We start from the raw sequence: 16,964 nt of genomic DNA on the forward strand, positions 1-16,964 counted from the left end.
CCAGGGGCCCAGAGGGAGCGGTATGTTGATCGCCGGACTGACGCTGCCGACCGACTCAAGATCGTCCCCACTAAGCGGTGGGGTTGCCGGCCGATCGACACGGGGTCGACGGCGAGCAATAGGGCACAGTACCACGTATACCGGTCCGGCCCGCCTGCGCGCTTCCGCCTCGTCATAATCGTAATGCAGCGGGCCTGTAGAATAATCGCCACTCCCTGAAGGCGGATCATTCATGACCCTGCTGCTGTTTTATCTCTTCCTGGCTGTCGGCGTCTCGTTCCTGTGCTCCATTCTCGAGGCCGCGCTTTTGAGCATCACGCCCGCGCATGTCGCCGTGCTCAACGAGCGCGGCTCGCGCACCGGCAAGCGGCTGCGGCGGCTCAAGCGCAACATCGACCAGCCGCTGGCGGCGATCCTCAGCCTAAACACCATCGCGCATACCTTCGGCGCTGCCGGCGTCGGCGCGCAGGCGCAGGTCGTGTTCGGACAGGCCTGGGTGAGCGTGACCTCGGCGGTGGTCACCCTGCTGATCCTGGTCTTCTCCGAGATCATTCCCAAGACCCTGGGCGCCAGCCATGCCAAGACCCTGGCCGGTTTTACCGCCAGCACCTGCATCGTCCTGATCTACATGACCTGGCCGCTGGTGCAGCTTTCCAAGCTGATCACGCGCTGGCTGGCCGCCGACAAGGATGCCCCGACGGTCAGCCGCGAGGAGTTCCGCGTTCTCGCCCAGACCGGCACGCGCGAGGGCGTGTTCGAGGAAGAGGAGTCGAACATCTTCGCCAACCTGATCCGCTTCAGCGCGATCCGCGTCGAGGACATCATGACCCCGCGCGTGGCCGTGGAGATGATGCGTAGCGACCGGAAAGTCAGCGACGTCATGGACTCATCGCGGGCGTTGCCCTTCTCGCGTTTCCCCGTCTACGGCGACTCGGACGAAGACATCCGCGGCTACGTGCTCAAGACCGACATCATGCTGGCCCAGGCCCGCGGAGAAGGCGACACGCCCCTGGAAGCGCTCAAGCGCGAAGTCCTTTTCATGCCCGAGTTCGTCTCCCTCCAGGCGCTGTTCAGTCAGATGCTTTCCCGCCAGGAACACTTTGCCGTGGTGGTCGACGAATACGGTGGGCTGGCCGGCGTGGTCACCATGGAGGACGTGCTCGAAACCCTGCTGGGCATGGAGATCGTCGACGAGAGCGATACGGTCGAGGACCTGCGCCACGCCGCGCGCGAGAAATGGAAGGCCCGGGCCCGCAAGCTGGGCATGGAATGGCCCCACGCCGATGGCGATGCCGATGCCGAACGCGAAGCACAAGGGGAATCGAAGCTAGCCCGAAGCGAGGAGGAACGCCATGATTAAACTCGACCACAGGATCATCACCCTGCCAACACTCGTGCTGATGCTCGCCGCCTGCGCCACGACACCCGAATCCGATCGCTGGCCGGACATCAGCGGATCGCTCAAGCCCGAAGCCAACAGGATGATCGCCGGCCAGCCCACGCCGGCCGAGCTGGTCGCCGCCGAGCAGGCCGGCGTGCAGCACGTGGTCAACGCGCGCGATATCGGCGAATTCGACGCCTGGGACGAAGACGAGCTCGTCGAATCGCTGGCCATGACGTACCACCGGGTGCCGATCGGCAGCACCGAGGACCTCGACCGCGAAGCCGTCAAAGCCTTCGACCGCATCCTGGCCGAAATCGGCGACGACCCGGCGCTGCTGCACTGCGCGTCGGGCAATCGCATCGGCGCACTTTACGCCTTGCGCGCGGCGTGGATCGAGGGCGAAAGCCCGGAGACCGCGATCGAGACCGGCAAGGCGCACGGTCTGACCAGCCTGGAGGCCGCGGTTCGCGAAAAGCTCGACATCTGACGGCATCAATGCCCCGGGGTCAACGGGCGCGCCGAAGCGCTCAGGCCTCCGGACCACCCCGGGCGAGAATGGCGTCGATGGCCGCCAGCACGCGCGGCGCCTCGTCGAGCGCGTTGGGCCAGTGCGGGGAAAAACGCAGCCAGCCGTCGGGGCTGGCGCAAGCCACCCCCTGCCCGGCCAGGGCCTGGACCCAGGCCGGTGATTGCGAAGGATCATCGGGACGTACGCTCAGAATGCCGGAACGCCCGCCCGCTTGAGCCATCCGCGCGCTCTCGAATCCGCGCTCGACCAGGCCCGGCTCGAGCGCATCGTGCCAGGCCTGGACGTGTTCGAGAATCGCTGCCACGCCGATCTGCTCGATCAGGCCCAGGCTGGCCTCCAGGCCCGCCGCGCCGATGGTGTTGGGCGTGCCGGCTTCAGCCATCAGGGCACCGCGGCGAAACGGGCGGTCGTAGCGCAACTCTCCGGGGGCGCGGGTCAGGAAGGCAAAGGCGTCCTCGTGGCTGAGCCAGCCGGCCATGTTCGGCTCGAGCGCGTCGGCGCACTCGGGCGCCACGTAGAGAAATCCGACGCCCTCGGGCGCCATCAGCCACTTGTGGCTGCCACAGACCAGGTAGTCGATGCCCATTACCTTCACGTCCAGCGGAACGATACCGACGGCCTGGATGGCGTCGACGAACAGCTCGGTGCCGTGGGCCCGGCACAATTCGCCCATCTCGGCCAGGGGCATGCGCTGGCCGGTCGTGAACTGCACCGCGCTGACAGCCACCAGGCGAACGCCTTGCTGGAGTTCGGCTTCCAGGCGCGCCAGTGCCGGTTCGCGATCCGTGCGGAAGTCATCGGCCGTCATCCAGACCAGTTCCAGGCCGTGGCGACGCGCGGCCTGCTGCCAGGGCGTGACGTTGGTCGGGAACTCGCCGTCGAACAGCAATACGCGGTCGCCACGACGCCACGGCAGGCCCAGGGCAATGTCGAGCACCCCCGCGGAGGTGTTGGGCACCAGGGCGACGCTGTCGTCGGCCGCGCCGATCAGGCCGGCCAGCCGACGCCTCAGGCGCTCGCGACGCTCGACCTCCTCGACGTACCAGGCCATGCCCTTGCGGGCGTAGCCCGACAAGGTCGCCGTAACCGCTTCGATCACCGCGCGGGAGGGCGGCGACAGGGAGGCATGGTTGGCGTAGACCACCGTTTCGAGATCATCGAACAGCGCGCGGCTGCCCAGCTGTGCGCCTTGCTCCATGGCTGGCCCTCATTCGAGTAGTGACAAGCGCAACAGCATGGCATATCCGACGGCACGATCTTGTCCGGGATCAACATGCCGACCGCGATTGCCGGCTAGCATTAAAATGCAGCGTTTCATAAAAGGGGAAAACGGTGGATCGTCGGAACCTGTTCAACAGCAACAGCAGCGACCTGGACATCCAGCAGGGCGATGCGGGGCTGTTGATCATGCGGGCAACCACCTGTGCGGCCGGCGCGCTGGCGCTCCTGGTCGTTCCGGTGTACCAGCTGGTGGATATCTTCGCCGGGCGAACGCCGACCGAACTGGTGTGGATGCACGCGGCCTGGCGCGCGCCGGTCATCCTTCTGGCGCTGGTCAGCCTGTCGAGCTGCCTGTTCGATCTCGGGGCCCGGACCATCCAGCTGATGCTGCGGCTTCTGGCGGCCAGCGTCATGCTCATGATGTTCGGCCTGTTCGCGACCGACACGCTGCACGCCGGCGGCAATCCGGAACAGATGGCCCGCGGCATCATCATGGCGACCTTCGCCGTTTCCCTGCTGTCGCTCAAGGGCGGCCGGGAGGTACTGGCCTATTTCAGCCTGCCCTTCGTGTTCTGCCTGGGATGGCTGGCCCTGCGCGGGGCCGACCTGCCCGAGACCATCTACCGCCTGGCCGATCCACTGATGATGCTGGCCATCGCCATGATCGCCTCGGAGCTTTTCTACCGGATCCGGGCACAACAGTTCGCCCTGCAACGCGCGCTGCACCGGCTTGCCGGCATCGACGTGCTCACCGGGCTGCACAACCGGCGCGACCTGGAGTCGCGCATCGGCGAAGAGATGTCGCGCAGCCGCCGCCACGGCCAGCCGATGTCGATCGTCATCGGCGATCTCGACCACTTCAAGCGGGTCAATGACGACTACGGTCACGCCGTGGGCGACGACGTGCTGCGGGCGGTGGGAGAGCGCATTCGTCACAACCTCCGCACGGAAGACCTGGCCGTGCGCTGGGGCGGCGAGGAATTTCTGCTGCTTCTGCCGAGCACCGACGACCAACAGGCCGTCCAGGTCGCCGAAAAGATCCGGCGGGCCATCGCCGAACGCCCCGTCAGCTGTGGCGACCAGCGCGTTTCGGTGACGGTCAGTTTCGGTGTGGCGCAGCTGCGCGACGACGACGAGATCATCCATCTCGTCCGCCGCGCCGACGACGCCATGTACCGCGCCAAGTCTCAGGGCCGCAATCGCGTCTGCGCCTGAACCCCGGCCCGGCGGGCGCGGTTTGCCGTGCCGGCGCAAGTCAGACTAAAGTGCAGAGAGGGGAGTTGGTACAAAGGCGATTGGAGTATTGGAATGAAAAGCTTTATCCGCAATCTGGCGTTCGCGGCGCTCGTTCTCGCATCCATGCAAACGGCAACCGCCGCCCTGCCCGGCGGCATCAGCGGGCACTGGTACAACCCCGACCAGTCCGGCCACGGCCTGACCATACTCCTGGTCCGGCCGGATTTCGCCCAGGCGGTCTGGCACGTCTACGACCCCGAAGGCAATCCGCTCACGCTCGTCGTCGAGGGCGAGGTATCCGGGCACGGCTTCCAGGGCAACGCCTACGCACCGCATGGCATGCGCTTTGGCGAATTCGACCCGGCCGACAACCAGGTGCCGGTCTGGGGCGAGGTGGCGGTGGCATTCAGCAGCTGTGATCGGGCCGAGTTGAGCTGGGATGCCAACGACGCCGAGTACGGCGAAGGCGCCATGCAGCTGCACAGGCTGGCCGGCATCGTCGGAGCCGACTGCACCCTGCCGCCGGTCGAAACGGCCGAGTTCGGACGCTACAGCGGCGAGATCGTCTCCAGCGACCCCTATGGGCCGGAGGGCTTCACGGGCTTCCTCGATCTGGAGGGACGGCTCTGGGGCGTGGAGGACAAGGGCATTCCCCTCTTCGGTGGCCAGCCCATGGCGACCCGCGCTCATCACACGGTGGTCACCCAGCCGCTAGCGGGTGACGGACAGATCACCGGAACCGCGAGCCTGGCGCGATGGACCCGCGTCGCGGCCGATCCCGAAAGCTGGGACCTGCTCGGGGAGTGGTTCGACGATGAAACCGGCGCCGAAATGACCTGGCAATCGCAATCGGAGGATCGCACGCGCACGCTGACCATCTGGCCGACCGAGGACGAGCGCTCGCTGCTCACGCCCGTCGATGCCGAAAGCCTGGCCGGCAGCTGGGAGATCCCGATGCGCGACCCGTACTTTCCGACCCGGGCCCGGATGATCATCGATGGCGATGGACACGCCTGCGTCGATATGCACCCGATTTACGAACCGCAGGGGGAGTGTCATTTCGAAGGCTGGATCGACGACATCGACGACGGCGGCGTCGGCCTGCTCGACTTCGTGATCAACCGACCCGAGGATGAGGACTACCCCATCGACTCCTACGCCGGCCGCGGCCGGGTCACGACGGGTCCCGGCGGACGCGAACTGGTTCTGATCGGCAACGACGGCTTCATGCTCAAGGCCCATCCCGAGCAATGAATCACGCCGTCCCTCGCCCGGTCGCGCATCAGCGGGCAGGATCGTAGGGCGCCAGATCGATTTCCGGCGCGCGCCCCTCGATGCTGTCCGCCAGGGCACAAGCACTTCCACAGGCCATGGCCCAGCCCATCGGGCCGTGTCCGACGTTGAGATACAAGCCCTCGATTCGCGTGACCCCCAGTAGCGGGCGACCATCGGGCGTGACCGGCCGCAACCCGGCCCATAACCGGCCCGCGGCCGGTGTGAGCTGTCCGGCAAGCGCCGGCAGCAGCTCGCGCGCACTGTTCAACAGGACATCCATGCGCGCCGGCGGGATGGCGCGACGATGGCCGGCGAAGTCGGCCAGGCCGGCGATTCTCAGCCCGCGCTCGCCGAGGCGAAGCGTCACGAAGCGATGGGCGGTATCGAGCAGGGGCAGCTTGGGCAAGGCGTCGGGATCGGGCAACTCGAAGCTGGCCGAGTAGCCGCGCACCGGCTCGATCGGAACGCGGATGCCGAGCGGGCGAAGCAGTTCCGGCGCCCCGGGCCCGGCAGCGACTACGCAGGCATCGGCGTCGATCGTTTCACGATCCGTCTCGATTGCCGTCAATCGCCCGTTGTCACAAACCAGCCGACAAACCGACTCGCCCAGCCGGATCCTTGCACCCTGACGCTCAGCCTCATCGGCCGCACACCGGGCGAAGCCGGCGGCATCGCCCGATTCATGGGTCGGATAGAACAGGCCGCCGGCCAGGCGATCGGCCACCGGGGCCAGCGCCGGTTCGCGTTCGATCACGGTCGCGGCGTCGAGCGGTTCGACCTCGCCCAGGCCCGCGATCAGCTGCCGCCTCAGGGCCAGGGCGCGCTCGAGCGCGTCGCGGGAGAAGTACAGCTGCATGGAGCCGGCCGTGGTCTGGGCGTAGTCGAAGCCGTACCGACCTCGCCAGTCGCGCAACCGCTCGAGCGAATGCAGGCCCAGGCGGATGTTGGCGCTCGCGTTGACCATGAAGCGCGCACGGCGCGAGTTGGCGAGGAAGCGGAGGCCCCAGCCGCCCAGTTTGGGGAGCATCTGCGGCGGCAGCCGCCACGGCGCGTCCTGCCGGCCGACATACTCGAACAGGCTGCCGAACAGTCCGGGGCCGTTCCAGGGCTCGGAATGCAGCGGCGTGACGCCGCCGCCGTTGGCGTGACTGGTGTCGTCGGCCACCCGCTCGCGCTTGTCGATCAGGGTCACATCCAGGCCGCGCTCGACCAGCGCCAGGGCGGTGGCGGCGCCGACAACGCCGGCGCCGATGACGATCACCCGCACGGGGTTTCCCCGTGACCGCCTTCGGCCAGGATCTTGCCTGGATTGAGCAGCCCATCGGGGTCGAACGCACGCTTGAGCCGGCGCATGAGCTCGAGCCGGACGGGGTCGCCGCGGCGGGCGAGCTCACCCGCGCGCAGCTGGCCGATGCCGTGCTCGGCCGCGATCGAGCCGCGATGGCGCATGACCGCGTCGAAGACGATGCGATTGCACTCGCCCTCCAGGGCACGGAACGCTTCGGGCGCCATGCCTTCGGGCTGGCTGAGATTGAAGTGCAAATTGCCGTCGCCGACGTGCCCGAACACGCAGGGCCGGATGCCCGGCACGCGCTCGGCCAGCGCGGCACAGGTCTCCTCGACGAACTCGGGAATGGCCGCCACCGGCACCGAGATATCGTGCTTGAGGCTGACCCCGCCGACCTTCTGCGCCGGAGAGACGGCCTCGCGCAGCCGCCACAGGGCCTTCGACTGCGAATCGTTGCCGGCGACCACGGCGTCGGCGGCCACGCCCTCGTCCCGGGCACGCTCGAGCGCCTCGACGCAGGCCGCCTGCAGCCAGTCGCCGGCCACCGCCGTGTCGGCCTGGAGCAGCAGGTACCAGGGATGCTCGCGCACCAGCGGATCGTGGGCGTCGGGAAGGTAGTCGAGTGCGTAGTCCATGGCCAGGCGCGGCATCAACTCGAGCGCCGAAACCGTCTCGCCGAGATGGCGCCGTAGCAGTCGCAGCAGCGTCAGCGTGGCCGGCAGGTCGGCCGCCCCGATCATGGCCGTCATGCTCTGCCTGGGCAGCGAGACCAGCTGGAGCGAAGCGGCGGTGACGATGCCCAGCGTGCCCTCGCTGCCGATGAACAGCTGGTTGAGATCGTAGCCGCTGTTGTCCTTTCTTAAGCCCTTGAGCCCGTCGAGAACGCGGCCGTCGGCCAGCACGACCTCCAGGCCCAGCACCTGCTGTCGCATGTTGCCGTAGCGGATCGTCAGGTGGCCGCCGGCATTGGTAGCGATGTTGCCGCCGATGGTCGCCGTCCCCTCCGAGGCCAGGCTCATCGGCAACAGCAGGCCGGCGCCCCCGGCGGCGTTCTGCGCGGTGGCCAGGGGGCATCCCGCCTCGACGGTCATGCAGGCGCCTTCGGCATCGACCCGGCGAATCGCGCGCATGCGCTCGAGGCTGACGATCACTTCACGCCCGGCGCTGCCGATGCTCTGTCCGCCGACCAGGCCGGTGTTGCCGCCCTGCGGCACGATCGGAACGGCGTACTCTCGGCACAGCGATAATACGGCGGCGACTTCGAGGGTGGTGGCCGGGCGGACGACCGCGAGCGGACGTTCGCGGTAGCGCCCTCTCGGTTCGCGGGAATAGGCGTCGACGTCTTCGCCCATCAGGCATCCGGAAGCGCCCAGCAAGGCCTTCAGGCGTTCGAACAATTGGCTCGGACGGGACCCGGTCATGGGCCCATTATCTCAGATGCCCCTGCCCGTGCCCGGCCTCAGCGCGGACAGCGCGGGATCAATCGCAGAAAACGCGGGTCGTGTAGCGTCGCGCGCGCTCGGCGATCTCCTGGCCGCCGATCTCGCTCGAAGCCCTCGAACCGGTGTTGTACGGAATATCGTTGCGGTCGAGAAAATCACGAATGACGCCCGGCTGAATGGCGAAGTTGACGTTCTGGGCCACGACCCCGGTCGCCCTGAGCGTCGCGGCGTCGTTGAGCCGGGAGACGACGATGCCGAGCAGGGCGCCGCGGCCGTCGAGAACCGGCCCGCCGGAACTGCCGGGCTGGACCGGCGCCGTGAGCTGGAACCGCCGCGGGTCGCCGCCCGCCCCGGTGTCGGCGCTGACCGAGCCGGTCGTGACATTGAGCGAGCCCAGCAAGTCGCCCAACGGATAGCCGGCGGCCACGACCGACTCGCCGAGCCGAGCCGCGCGCGAGGCGCTGACCGATACGAAACCGGCGAAGCGACCGCCGGTGCGCAGCACGGCGAGATCCGCATCCCCGTCAGTGGCCAGGATCGTGCCCTCGTCGCCGTCGGCACCCACCCGAACCCCGCCGCAGCCGTCGACCACGTGATGGTTCGTCAGGACCAGGCCGGCGGCGATCGCCACACCGCTTCCGGAGCCGCCCCGGCCACCCGGCCCCGCACCATCGGGATCGACACGGCAGGCCTGGAAAGATCGATTGAGGCAGGCGTCGCGCGTCAGGGCGGCGATGGCGGTCGACGACAGGTCGCTGTCGACCCGCGCGGCGATATGGTTTGAGACCTCGACGACATTCGGATAGCTGTGCGGCGGAAAGATCTCGTAAATCTCCAGGCTGCTCATGCCGCGCCGCATGTGGCCGACGAGCTGCAGCGCGAATCGGTAGACTTCCCCACAGCAGGCCGCATCGACCTGGCCGGAACTGCCGTGTTCGATCACGCTCGTATCAGCCGCATCGCGATCGGGCGGCGGCGTCTGGGTGAAATGCACCTGGCCGGACTCATCGACCCAGCGATAGATCTTTTGCGCCTGGGCATCGACGGCGCCCAGCGCCAGGATCAGCAGCAGAATGGAACGAAGCGCGAGCGTATTCATCAAAAGCAACGATATGGATTCCCCGCCTGCAATATAGCCCGAATCGATCGGCCCGCGCAGGGTTGCCACCAGGAGAGCCAGCATGACCCGACTTCTCGCCCTTGTGTTCTGTGGCCTGGCCACCGCCTGCACCTTCGACATCCGGCCCGAAGGAGACGCTCGATCCGAGGACGAGGCGCCGGCGGGCCCGACCGTCAGCGTCGACGCCGAACTCTTCTACCCGGAACGGATTGCCCTGCCCGGCGACAGCAGGGTGCTGGTGTCGGTCGATGCGGTGGATGCGAACGGCCGCAGGTCGCTGACCCGTTTCTCCACGCGGCTCGACGGCCGCCAGGTGCCGATTCCGCTGCGCTTCACGTTCGAATCCCGGGCCGGGAGTCGCGTCATTCACGAGCTCAACGCCGCCGTCGTCGCCGGCGATGAGCTGCTGCGGCTGACCCGGCCGGTGATCGTCGAGCCGCGCGACGGCGCGGCGCGACTCGGTCGCATCCGGCTGCAGCCGCCGCTGGAAGCGGGCTTCGGCCAGGCCTGGGAATGCGCCTCGGAGCGGGTGTTCCTGGGCACCATCGGCAGCGACGCGTTCATGGCGGTGGACGAGGCCCTGCACACGCTCGAAGCCGTTCCGGCGGCGTCCGGCGCGCGCTATCGCTCGAAGCAGGACTCCTCGCTCGCGCTGCACGAGAAAAGCGGCGAGCTCCTGCTGCTGCGCGGGGAAGACGACGTCGTCGGCTGCCGCCGGGTCGAAGCGCTCGAGCCGCCGCTGTCCGGCGGCGGCAACGAGCCCGGCTGGCATGTCGAGATCGACGAGGCATCGATCGAGCTCGTCAGCGACTACGGCCAGACCGTCACGCAGGCGACGCTGATCGGCGCCGATTCGAGCGGCGCGGCCACGCATTTTCGCGGCGCGGGCGAGAACGGCCCCGTCCTGGCGAGTTTCAGCCCCCGGATCTGCCGGGATTCGGCGACCGGCATGCCGCATCCGCACGAAGTGGAAGTGCAGTTCGAAGACGGCACGCTGCGCGGCTGCGGCGGCGATCCGCTGGACCTGCTGGTCGGGCATGACTGGCGGGTCACGCAACTCGGTGACGAGGCCGCGCCCGAAAGCGGCCGCGACGGCGAGGAAATCGAGATCAGCATGCGGTTCGACGACGAAGGCCGTGTCGGCGGCCGCGCTGCCTGCAACAGCTACTCGGCCGAATTCGAGCTCGGCGGCGAGGGCTTGTCGATCGGCCGCGCCGCCGCCACCAAGATGGCCTGCCCCGAGCCGCGCATGGCGCTGGAGGCGCGCTTCTTCGAGCTGCTCTCGAAGGTGCGGCGCTTCGATATCGGCAACGATGGCGAGCTGATACTGATCACGCCGGCTGGCCGCATCACGGCCGTGCCCGGGCGTTCATAGGAGGTCCCGCTCGCGTCGCCGGGCCGGGCCGGGCCGGGCGCGGCATGCTAATCTCGCGGCCTGCACGTCCACAAGGGGGAGCCGCCGCGATGGCTCACTGTTTCGCTGCATGAAGATGCAGGCCGCATGCTTGCTGCTCGCCTGCTGCCTCACCCAGACCGGCCTGGCCGGCCCGAAGCCCGAGCGCTTCGCCGGGGACGAGTTCCAGATCAACACCTGGGAACTCAACGACCAGCGGATTCCCGGCGTGGCCACCGACACCGGCGGCAACAGCCTGGTGGTGTGGCAATCGCAGCAGCAGCCTGAAAACGGCTGGGATGTCTTCGCCCGGCGCCTTGATGCCAGCGGCGCGGCAACCGAACCGGAACTGCGAATCAATGCCTTTGCCGCCGGCCGGCAGGAGGGCCAGCACGTGGCCGCCCTGCCGCAGGGCGATTTCGTGGTGTCCTGGCACGGACAGAGCCGCAGCGGCGAGTCGCAGGGCATCTACGCGCGCCGGGTCGACGGCCAGGGAACGCCGCTGGGCTCCGACCGTCCCGTCGGCGGCCTGTCCGAGGAGCTGCAGCTCCTCCCGCGCGTCGCCGCGGCGGCGGACGACGGCTACCTCGTGGCCTGGGAAGGCCGCGGCCTGTTCGGCGACACCTTCAGCATCCCCGGCCAGTTCATGTCCGCGGACGGAACGCCCAGCGGCCCGTTGCTTCGGATCAGCCAGCAGGACGACACCCAGCAGCGCCGGGTCGACCTGGCCCGGGGCCCCGACGGCGACTACATGTTCGTGTGGCAAAGCAGCGAACAGGACGGCGACAGCTGGGGCGTGTTCGGGCGCTGCATGTCCGACGACGGCAGCGCCGGCGAAGAATTCCAGATCAACCAGTCGACCGAGGGTGCGCAAAGCCAGCCCCGCGTCGCCGCAATGGGCCAGCGGGGCTTCGCGGTGACCTGGCACGACAATCGCGGCCGCAGCACCTTCGAATACCGGCGCGTCATGCTGCGCCACTTCGATCGTGAATGTCAGCCGCTGGGCGACGAGCGCCAGGTCAACCAGTTCGACCAGGGCATCCAGGATCTGCCCGACATCGCGGCGGCGGACGACGGCAGTCACGTGTTGGTCTGGCACAGCCTGCCCGAGGACTTCGAGGACCAGGGCATCTATGCCCGGCGAATCGACGCCAACGGCGACTTCTACGGCGACGAAATCCGCGTCAACCAGGAACGCGAGGCCTTCCAGGATTTCCCGGCCGTCGATACGCTGCCCGGGGGCGGGTTCTTCGCGGTCTGGGAGTCGATCGGCCAGGACGAATCGGGATTCGGGATCTTCGGTCGCCGCTTCGCGGGGCCGACGGCGGCGACCCTGTCGCCCGAGAACGGAGACCGCCAGATCACGTCGGTGGAGTCGGATTTTGCCGAACCCCTGGCCGTGCGCCTTCACGACCAGTGGGGCGTCGGCGTGCCGGGGCGGACGGTCCGGTTCACCAGCCGGGCAACGGGCCCGGGGGCCGTGTTCGGCAACGGCGAGACGACACAGACGGTGTCGACCGACACCGAAGGCCGGGCCGTGGTGTCGGCCCGCGCCAACAGCGCGGCCGGGAGCCACGGGGTGGGCGTGGAGCTCGTCGACGGCGAAGTGACGACCAGCTTCAAGCTGGAAAATGCCGGCCAGGCGGCACCCGCGGCCCGGGCCGTTCCGGTCGGCGGCTGGCCCGCCTGGCTGCTGCTGGTCCTGGGCCTGGTCGCGACCGCAGGGTTATCGGCCTTGCCGACCAATCGACTCGAGCCGTTCTAGCCAGCGTTGCCGGTGGCGATCGTTCTTGCCCGCCACCCCGCCCACGAAGCAGCGGCGCACCGGCCGGATGCCGCAAAAGTGCAGGATGTTGCGCTTGAAGTTGCGGTAGCCGTGGGCGCTGAAGAACCAGCGATAGACCGGGCCGGGCATGCCCATGGTGATGATCACCCGTGCCGACTTGCCCTTGAGCAGCCGCTCGCCAATGCCCTCGCGCGCTTCGGCGGCGAAAGCGAAACCGGGCCGCAGCACCTGTTCCAGAAAGGCTTTTACCCGGGCCGGCAGCGTGCCCAGCCAGAGCGGGAAGACGAACACCAGGTGATCGGCGGCCCGGATCTTTTCCTGTACCGGCCGCAGGGACTCGGGCACCTCGCCCTCGGTCCACTCCTTTTCGCTGGCCAGCATGGGGTAGTCGAGTTCGGCCAGGCGCACTTCCTCGACCTGGTGCCCGGCTGCTTCTGCGCCCTTGCGATAGGCGGCGGCGAGCGCGTGGCCGAAGTGACCGCCGGCCGGGTCCGGATGACCCTGGATGATCAGGATACGCCGGCTCATCGACCGACCCCGCGCAGCATCGCCAGCGGACCGGGCAGTCCCCCTCGACCGGTCAGCTGCCTTGCCACGGCCTGGCGGAAGGGCGTCACCCGATTGGCCACGCGCAGCACCGAACGACGCAGTAAACGGGCCGGCAGGCGGTCGTCGGTATACAGCCCGACCACGGTGGCGGTGGCGAGGTACAGCGGCAGGCTGGCCAGGCGGTGGCGCCGCTCAAAGGCCGACAGCGCCGAACGATCGGCGACGCCGGCGCCGCGCCCCAGGGCCCGCCGAAGTTCGCCGGAGAGGATGTCGATGCCGGTCACGCCCAGGTTGAAGCCGTGGGCGGTGACCGGGTGCATGCCGACGGCGGCGTCGCCCACGGCGGCCAGGCGTTGGGTAACCAGGCGATCGGGCCACACGCCCACCAGGGGATAGAGATGGCGCTGACCGTCGAGCTGCATCGCGCCGAGGCGGTGGCGGTACATTCCGGTGACCTCACGATCGAATTCGGCCTCGTCCAGTTCGGACAAGCGCCGGGCCTGCTCATGCGGCAGGGTAATCACCGCCGAAGCGCGACGACCGTTGAGCGGCAGCAGCGCCAGGGTGCGGTCGTAGCCGAACCATTCCCAGGCAACGTGCTCGTGATCAGCCTCGAGCGTCACGGGGGCCAGCAGCATACTGCGGCCGAAATCGCGCATGCGCGCGCCGATGCCGGCGGCCCGCCTGAGGCCCGAGAAACGCGAGTCGGCGGCGATGACGAGGGCCGCCTCGATTTCGCGACCGTCGGACAGCAGCAGATTCCGACCGGTGGGCGTGATCTGCGTGCCCTCGACCCGAACGCCGGCCTCGACCTCGACGCCGTCCTGCCCGGCCACCGCTTCCCAGGCGGCCTTTCGGATGCGGTGATTCGAAACCAGGGTTCCGAGACACTCGCTGTCGCCATCGGCATGGCTGATGCGCATCGGGCGCGCGGACTCTCCGTCGTAGACGACGGCGTCGCGCAGGTCGCTGAGTTCGGCCTCATCCAGGCGCTGCCAGATGCCGAGCCGTTCGAGAACGGCCTGCGAAGCGTGGGTCAGGGCGATTTCGCGCCCGTCCTCGGCCGGCTCGACCAGGGATTCTTTCGGGCTGCCCTCGAACAATCGTATGGACAGACCCATGCCATCGAGCGCACGGGCAAGGCACAGACCGGCGGGTCCGGCACCGACGATGGCCACATCGATTCTCATGTCGCGCTGACTCCGGTGGGTGGGAACGAGAAAGTTAGCACGCCGGCGAGGGCGCGAAATTGACATTGATCAGGGCCGTGATGACGAAGCATTGCCACCATCGGGGCCTTGAAGCGGGTACCATATTGCGCTTGTAACGGATCCACCGCGGAGACAAGCTCATGGTCGCCAAACGCAAGGAAGGCGAACTCAAGCCGGCCTGCCAGCAGGACGAGTACGAAGTACGTTGGGAGGACCTGCCCCTGTCGTGCCCGACCCCGGCGATGAAGGTCTGGAATGCCCACCCGCGCGTCTACGTGCCGGTCCACCGCTCCGGGCGCGAGATGTGCGAATACTGCGGCTCGGTCTTCGTGCTGCACGACCCCGATCCCGACCAGCCCATGCCGATGTTCGACAACTCCGAGATCGAGGACGCCTTCCGCCGCGCCCAGCAACGCGTGCGCGACGAGCGCGGTCAGTCGGACTAAGAGATCACACGCCAACGACCACCGGCTAAAGCCGGTGGCTTGCTGTTACTGCTCAAAGCCGGATCGATCGGCCAAATGGTCGACTGGTTGAAGCACCAATTTACAAGCACCAATTTACAAACAATTCTCAATGAACGAAATTCCAAAGACCCAAGCCGCGAGAACAGCCAGATCACGCGACTTGCCGCAATCTCGGGCCGGCTCGACTCTTACCGACCTTGCAATTGGGTGCCTGCACCTGCTCATGCACACAAAACTGACACTTCGGCTCCATGCTCGTTTCGGTCATTAAAAATTCGATCCTTCGGGATTTGTTTGGCAATTGGTGATTGGGATTTGGAATTTTTCGAGCTCGATCCATCGCCTAGAAGCGAGGGGTTTTAGGAGCCCCTATCGGGGACTCTAAAGCATCTCTTCCAGAAGTTCGCGGAGCACGACCGCCTGGTTGTGCGTCGTGTCCCTGGCGCCGAACAGCAGGGTGACCGGCCCTGAAGCCGCCAGTTCGAACAGTTCCTCCAGCTTTTCACGCTTGTCGTCTTCCCCAAGCTCCTTGCGGTATTTCTGCTTGAAGGCAGCCCACAGCTTGGGGGCGTGGCCGAACCACTTTCTGAGCTCGGTCGAGGGCGCCAGCCCCTTGAACCAGTAGTCGAGCTCCGCCTCGTCCTTCGAAACGCCACGTGGCCAGACGCGGTCGACCAGAACGCGCGTGCCCTCGCCGTCCTCGGGTTCATCGTAGATTCGGCGCAGACGGATGTTCGAACCGGACATTTGTTCCTCCAGCTTGGGCCTTCGGGTCACTATGCCAGCATACGGATGTTCAAGCCTTGTTCCCGCAGTCGCTCCAGGAGCTGGCACTGATGATCCGAGTCGCGGGTTTCCAGTTCCAGGGTGATCTCGGTCAGCCTGACCGGCACGTGCGTTTCACCGCGGCGATGGCGGACCTCGCGGACGTTCATGCCCAGCTCGGCCACCAGCGTGATCAGGCCGGCCAGGCTGCCGGGCCGATCCGGCAGGGTCACGGCGATACTCATCAGCCGGCCGCTGGCGCTCAGCCCGTAGTCGATCGAGCGCCCGACCAGGGACATGTCGATATTGCCGCCGGAGATCACGCAGGCCACGCGCTCGTCTGCGGCGAGCGCAATCCGGCCCTCGAGCAGGGCGGCCAGGCCGACCACGCCCCCACCCTCGCCGATGGTTCGGGTTGTCTCCAGCAGGGTGACGATGGCACGGGCGATGGCATTGTCGTCGACGGTCACGATCTCGTCGACGTACTTGCCGATCACCTGGCGGGTGAGCTTGCCCGGCGCCTTGACGCTGATGCCGTCGGCAATGGTGCGTGATCCCGGCTCGATCGCGTCGAACTCGCCGTCGTCGAGATAGTGACGCCAGGGTGCGACCGCGTCGGCCTGCACCCCGATGAGACGAATGTCCGGGCGCTGCAGCTTGAGCGCCAGGGCGATGCCCGACAGCAAGCCGCCACCGCCGAGGCATACGACCGCCATAGTCATCTCGGGCATGGCTTCGAGCATCTCCAGGCCGCAGCTCGCCTGCCCGGCAATGATGTCCCAGTCGTCGTAGGGCGAGATAAAGACCAGCTTCTGCGCGTCGGCCAGTTCCTTTGCGCGCTCAGTGGCCTCTTCGAGCGTGGTGCCGACCTGCTCGATGCGCGCGCCCAGGGCGCGGCAGGCGGCCACCTTGGTCATCGGCGCGGTTTCGGGCATGACCACGGTGGCCGGGATGTCGCGGCTGCGCGCCGCCCGCGCGACGGCCTGGGCGTGATTGCCGGCCGAGGCCGCCACAACGCCGGCCGGCCGCTCGCCTTCGGCGACCAGCCGGGCCAGCTTGTGGCTGGCGCCGCGGAACTTGAACGAGCCGGTCAGCTGCAGGTTCTCGTGCTTGAGTCGCAGCTCGGCGCCCACGCGCGAGGACAGGGCTTCGCTGTGCGCCAGCGGTGTCGCGGCGACCTGGTCGCGAATGCGCTCGTGCGCGGCGATCAGGTCTTCAAGGTCGAGTTCGACGGCCATGGGTGGATCCTGCAAAAGGAACGAAGCCTATTCTGACATCGGCCCGGACACGCTGGTGCG

Annotated in this window: 15 protein-coding genes; 7 read left to right on the plus strand and 8 right to left on the minus strand. The window is 67.7% G+C overall.

The features are described 5' to 3' along the window. Positions 1-232: 232 nt before the first annotated feature. Together ACDC67_RS10035 and ACDC67_RS10040 are read left to right on the plus strand one after the other, a co-directional pair. Positions 233-1,360, plus strand: a complete 1,128-nt coding sequence (locus tag ACDC67_RS10035; RefSeq protein WP_376692779.1) for a hemolysin family protein — start codon at positions 233-235, stop codon at positions 1,358-1,360. Further along, positions 1,353-1,871: a protein tyrosine phosphatase family protein gene (locus ACDC67_RS10040; RefSeq protein WP_376692780.1), complete on the plus strand. Its 519-nt coding sequence runs from the start codon at positions 1,353-1,355 to the stop codon at positions 1,869-1,871. The genes ACDC67_RS10035 and ACDC67_RS10040 overlap by 8 nt, the downstream gene beginning before the upstream one ends. 40 nt (positions 1,872-1,911) lie before the next feature. On the opposite strand, the gene ACDC67_RS10045 is transcribed toward ACDC67_RS10040, so the two are convergent. Continuing rightward, entirely contained in the window at positions 1,912-3,111 is a 1,200-nt protein-coding gene (locus ACDC67_RS10045) for an aminotransferase class V-fold PLP-dependent enzyme (protein WP_376692782.1), read from the minus strand. 134 nt (positions 3,112-3,245) lie between these two features. On the opposite strand from ACDC67_RS10045, the gene ACDC67_RS10050 reads away from it, so the two are divergent. Beyond that, complete coding sequence (locus ACDC67_RS10050) at positions 3,246-4,349, plus strand: GGDEF domain-containing protein (RefSeq protein ID WP_376692783.1); 1,104 nt, start codon at positions 3,246-3,248, stop codon at positions 4,347-4,349. 93 nt (positions 4,350-4,442) lie between these two features. Then, a complete protein-coding gene (locus ACDC67_RS10055; protein ID WP_376692784.1) occupies positions 4,443-5,624 on the plus strand; it encodes a hypothetical protein in 1,182 nt (393 codons plus the stop codon). Positions 5,625-5,652: 28 nt separating this feature from the next. Here ACDC67_RS10055 and ACDC67_RS10060 read toward each other — a convergent pair whose 3' ends face one another. From ACDC67_RS10060 to ACDC67_RS10070, 3 genes are read right to left on the minus strand one after another with little or no spacing between them, the layout of a single operon-like run. Next, the gene (locus tag ACDC67_RS10060; protein WP_376692786.1) at positions 5,653-6,912 is read right to left on the minus strand and encodes an FAD-dependent oxidoreductase; all 1,260 of its coding nucleotides are present in this window, start codon (positions 6,910-6,912) and stop codon (positions 5,653-5,655) included. Then, positions 6,903-8,354, minus strand: coding sequence for an FAD-binding oxidoreductase (locus ACDC67_RS10065; protein WP_376692787.1), 1,452 nt, complete (start codon positions 8,352-8,354; stop codon positions 6,903-6,905). The genes ACDC67_RS10060 and ACDC67_RS10065 overlap by 10 nt, the downstream gene beginning before the upstream one ends. A 58-nt stretch (positions 8,355-8,412) precedes the next feature. Then, positions 8,413-9,558 (minus strand): trypsin-like peptidase domain-containing protein, encoded by a 1,146-nt coding sequence (locus tag ACDC67_RS10070; RefSeq protein WP_376692789.1) that lies wholly within the window; start codon positions 9,556-9,558, stop codon positions 8,413-8,415. Here ACDC67_RS10070 and ACDC67_RS10075 point away from each other — a divergent pair. Both ACDC67_RS10075 and ACDC67_RS10080 read left to right on the plus strand, forming a co-directional pair. Beyond that, positions 9,557-10,870, plus strand: coding sequence for an META domain-containing protein (locus ACDC67_RS10075; protein ID WP_376692790.1), 1,314 nt, complete (start codon positions 9,557-9,559; stop codon positions 10,868-10,870). The two genes, ACDC67_RS10070 and ACDC67_RS10075, sit on opposite strands and share 2 nt — an antisense overlap. 109 nt (positions 10,871-10,979) lie before the next feature. Further along, on the plus strand, positions 10,980-12,653 hold the full coding sequence (locus ACDC67_RS10080; RefSeq protein WP_376692792.1) for a hypothetical protein: 1,674 nt from the start codon (positions 10,980-10,982) through the stop codon (positions 12,651-12,653). On the opposite strand, the gene ACDC67_RS10085 is transcribed toward ACDC67_RS10080, so the two are convergent. Beyond that, positions 12,615-13,202, minus strand: a complete 588-nt coding sequence (locus ACDC67_RS10085; RefSeq protein WP_376692794.1) for an NAD(P)H-dependent oxidoreductase — start codon at positions 13,200-13,202, stop codon at positions 12,615-12,617. The two genes, ACDC67_RS10080 and ACDC67_RS10085, sit on opposite strands and share 39 nt — an antisense overlap. Next, positions 13,199-14,413 (minus strand): 5-demethoxyubiquinol-8 5-hydroxylase UbiM, encoded by a 1,215-nt coding sequence (gene ubiM, locus ACDC67_RS10090; protein ID WP_376692796.1) that lies wholly within the window; start codon positions 14,411-14,413, stop codon positions 13,199-13,201. The genes ACDC67_RS10085 and ubiM overlap by 4 nt, the downstream gene beginning before the upstream one ends. Before the next feature lie 161 nt (positions 14,414-14,574). On the opposite strand from ubiM, the gene ACDC67_RS10095 reads away from it, so the two are divergent. Next, the gene (locus ACDC67_RS10095; RefSeq protein WP_376692797.1) at positions 14,575-14,880 is read left to right on the plus strand and encodes a zinc-finger domain-containing protein; all 306 of its coding nucleotides are present in this window, start codon (positions 14,575-14,577) and stop codon (positions 14,878-14,880) included. A 402-nt stretch (positions 14,881-15,282) separates the two neighbouring features. On the opposite strand, the gene ACDC67_RS10100 is transcribed toward ACDC67_RS10095, so the two are convergent. Both ACDC67_RS10100 and ilvA read right to left on the minus strand, forming a co-directional pair. Then, positions 15,283-15,648, minus strand: a complete 366-nt coding sequence (locus ACDC67_RS10100) for a DUF488 domain-containing protein (protein ID WP_376692799.1) — start codon at positions 15,646-15,648, stop codon at positions 15,283-15,285. A gap of 29 nt (positions 15,649-15,677) precedes the next feature. Then, positions 15,678-16,904, minus strand: coding sequence for a threonine ammonia-lyase (gene ilvA, locus ACDC67_RS10105; protein WP_376692800.1), 1,227 nt, complete (start codon positions 16,902-16,904; stop codon positions 15,678-15,680). Positions 16,905-16,964: the final 60 nt, after the last annotated feature.

Origin of the sequence: Wenzhouxiangella indolica (assembly GCF_042310355.1) — a bacterium.
GTDB lineage: Bacteria > Pseudomonadota > Gammaproteobacteria > Xanthomonadales > Wenzhouxiangellaceae > Wenzhouxiangella.

What these genes read in the sequence shown, in the direction of transcription:
- ACDC67_RS10035 (WP_376692779.1), top strand. Translation starts at nt 233, where the DNA reads ATGACCCTGCTGCTGTTTTATCTCTTCCTGGCTGTCGGCGTCTCGTTC.
- ilvA (WP_376692800.1), bottom strand. Translation starts at nt 16,904, where the DNA reads ATGGCCGTCGAACTCGACCTTGAAGACCTGATCGCCGCGCACGAGCGC.
- ACDC67_RS10080 (WP_376692792.1), top strand. Translation starts at nt 10,980, where the DNA reads ATGAAGATGCAGGCCGCATGCTTGCTGCTCGCCTGCTGCCTCACCCAG.
- ACDC67_RS10075 (WP_376692790.1), top strand. Translation starts at nt 9,557, where the DNA reads ATGACCCGACTTCTCGCCCTTGTGTTCTGTGGCCTGGCCACCGCCTGC.
- ubiM (WP_376692796.1), bottom strand. Translation starts at nt 14,413, where the DNA reads ATGAGAATCGATGTGGCCATCGTCGGTGCCGGACCCGCCGGTCTGTGC.
- ACDC67_RS10085 (WP_376692794.1), bottom strand. Translation starts at nt 13,202, where the DNA reads ATGAGCCGGCGTATCCTGATCATCCAGGGTCATCCGGACCCGGCCGGC.
- ACDC67_RS10045 (WP_376692782.1), bottom strand. Translation starts at nt 3,111, where the DNA reads ATGGAGCAAGGCGCACAGCTGGGCAGCCGCGCGCTGTTCGATGATCTC.
- ACDC67_RS10055 (WP_376692784.1), top strand. Translation starts at nt 4,443, where the DNA reads ATGAAAAGCTTTATCCGCAATCTGGCGTTCGCGGCGCTCGTTCTCGCA.
- ACDC67_RS10100 (WP_376692799.1), bottom strand. Translation starts at nt 15,648, where the DNA reads ATGTCCGGTTCGAACATCCGTCTGCGCCGAATCTACGATGAACCCGAG.
- ACDC67_RS10065 (WP_376692787.1), bottom strand. Translation starts at nt 8,354, where the DNA reads ATGACCGGGTCCCGTCCGAGCCAATTGTTCGAACGCCTGAAGGCCTTG.
- ACDC67_RS10070 (WP_376692789.1), bottom strand. Translation starts at nt 9,558, where the DNA reads ATGCTGGCTCTCCTGGTGGCAACCCTGCGCGGGCCGATCGATTCGGGC.
- ACDC67_RS10095 (WP_376692797.1), top strand. Translation starts at nt 14,575, where the DNA reads ATGGTCGCCAAACGCAAGGAAGGCGAACTCAAGCCGGCCTGCCAGCAG.
- ACDC67_RS10040 (WP_376692780.1), top strand. Translation starts at nt 1,353, where the DNA reads ATGATTAAACTCGACCACAGGATCATCACCCTGCCAACACTCGTGCTG.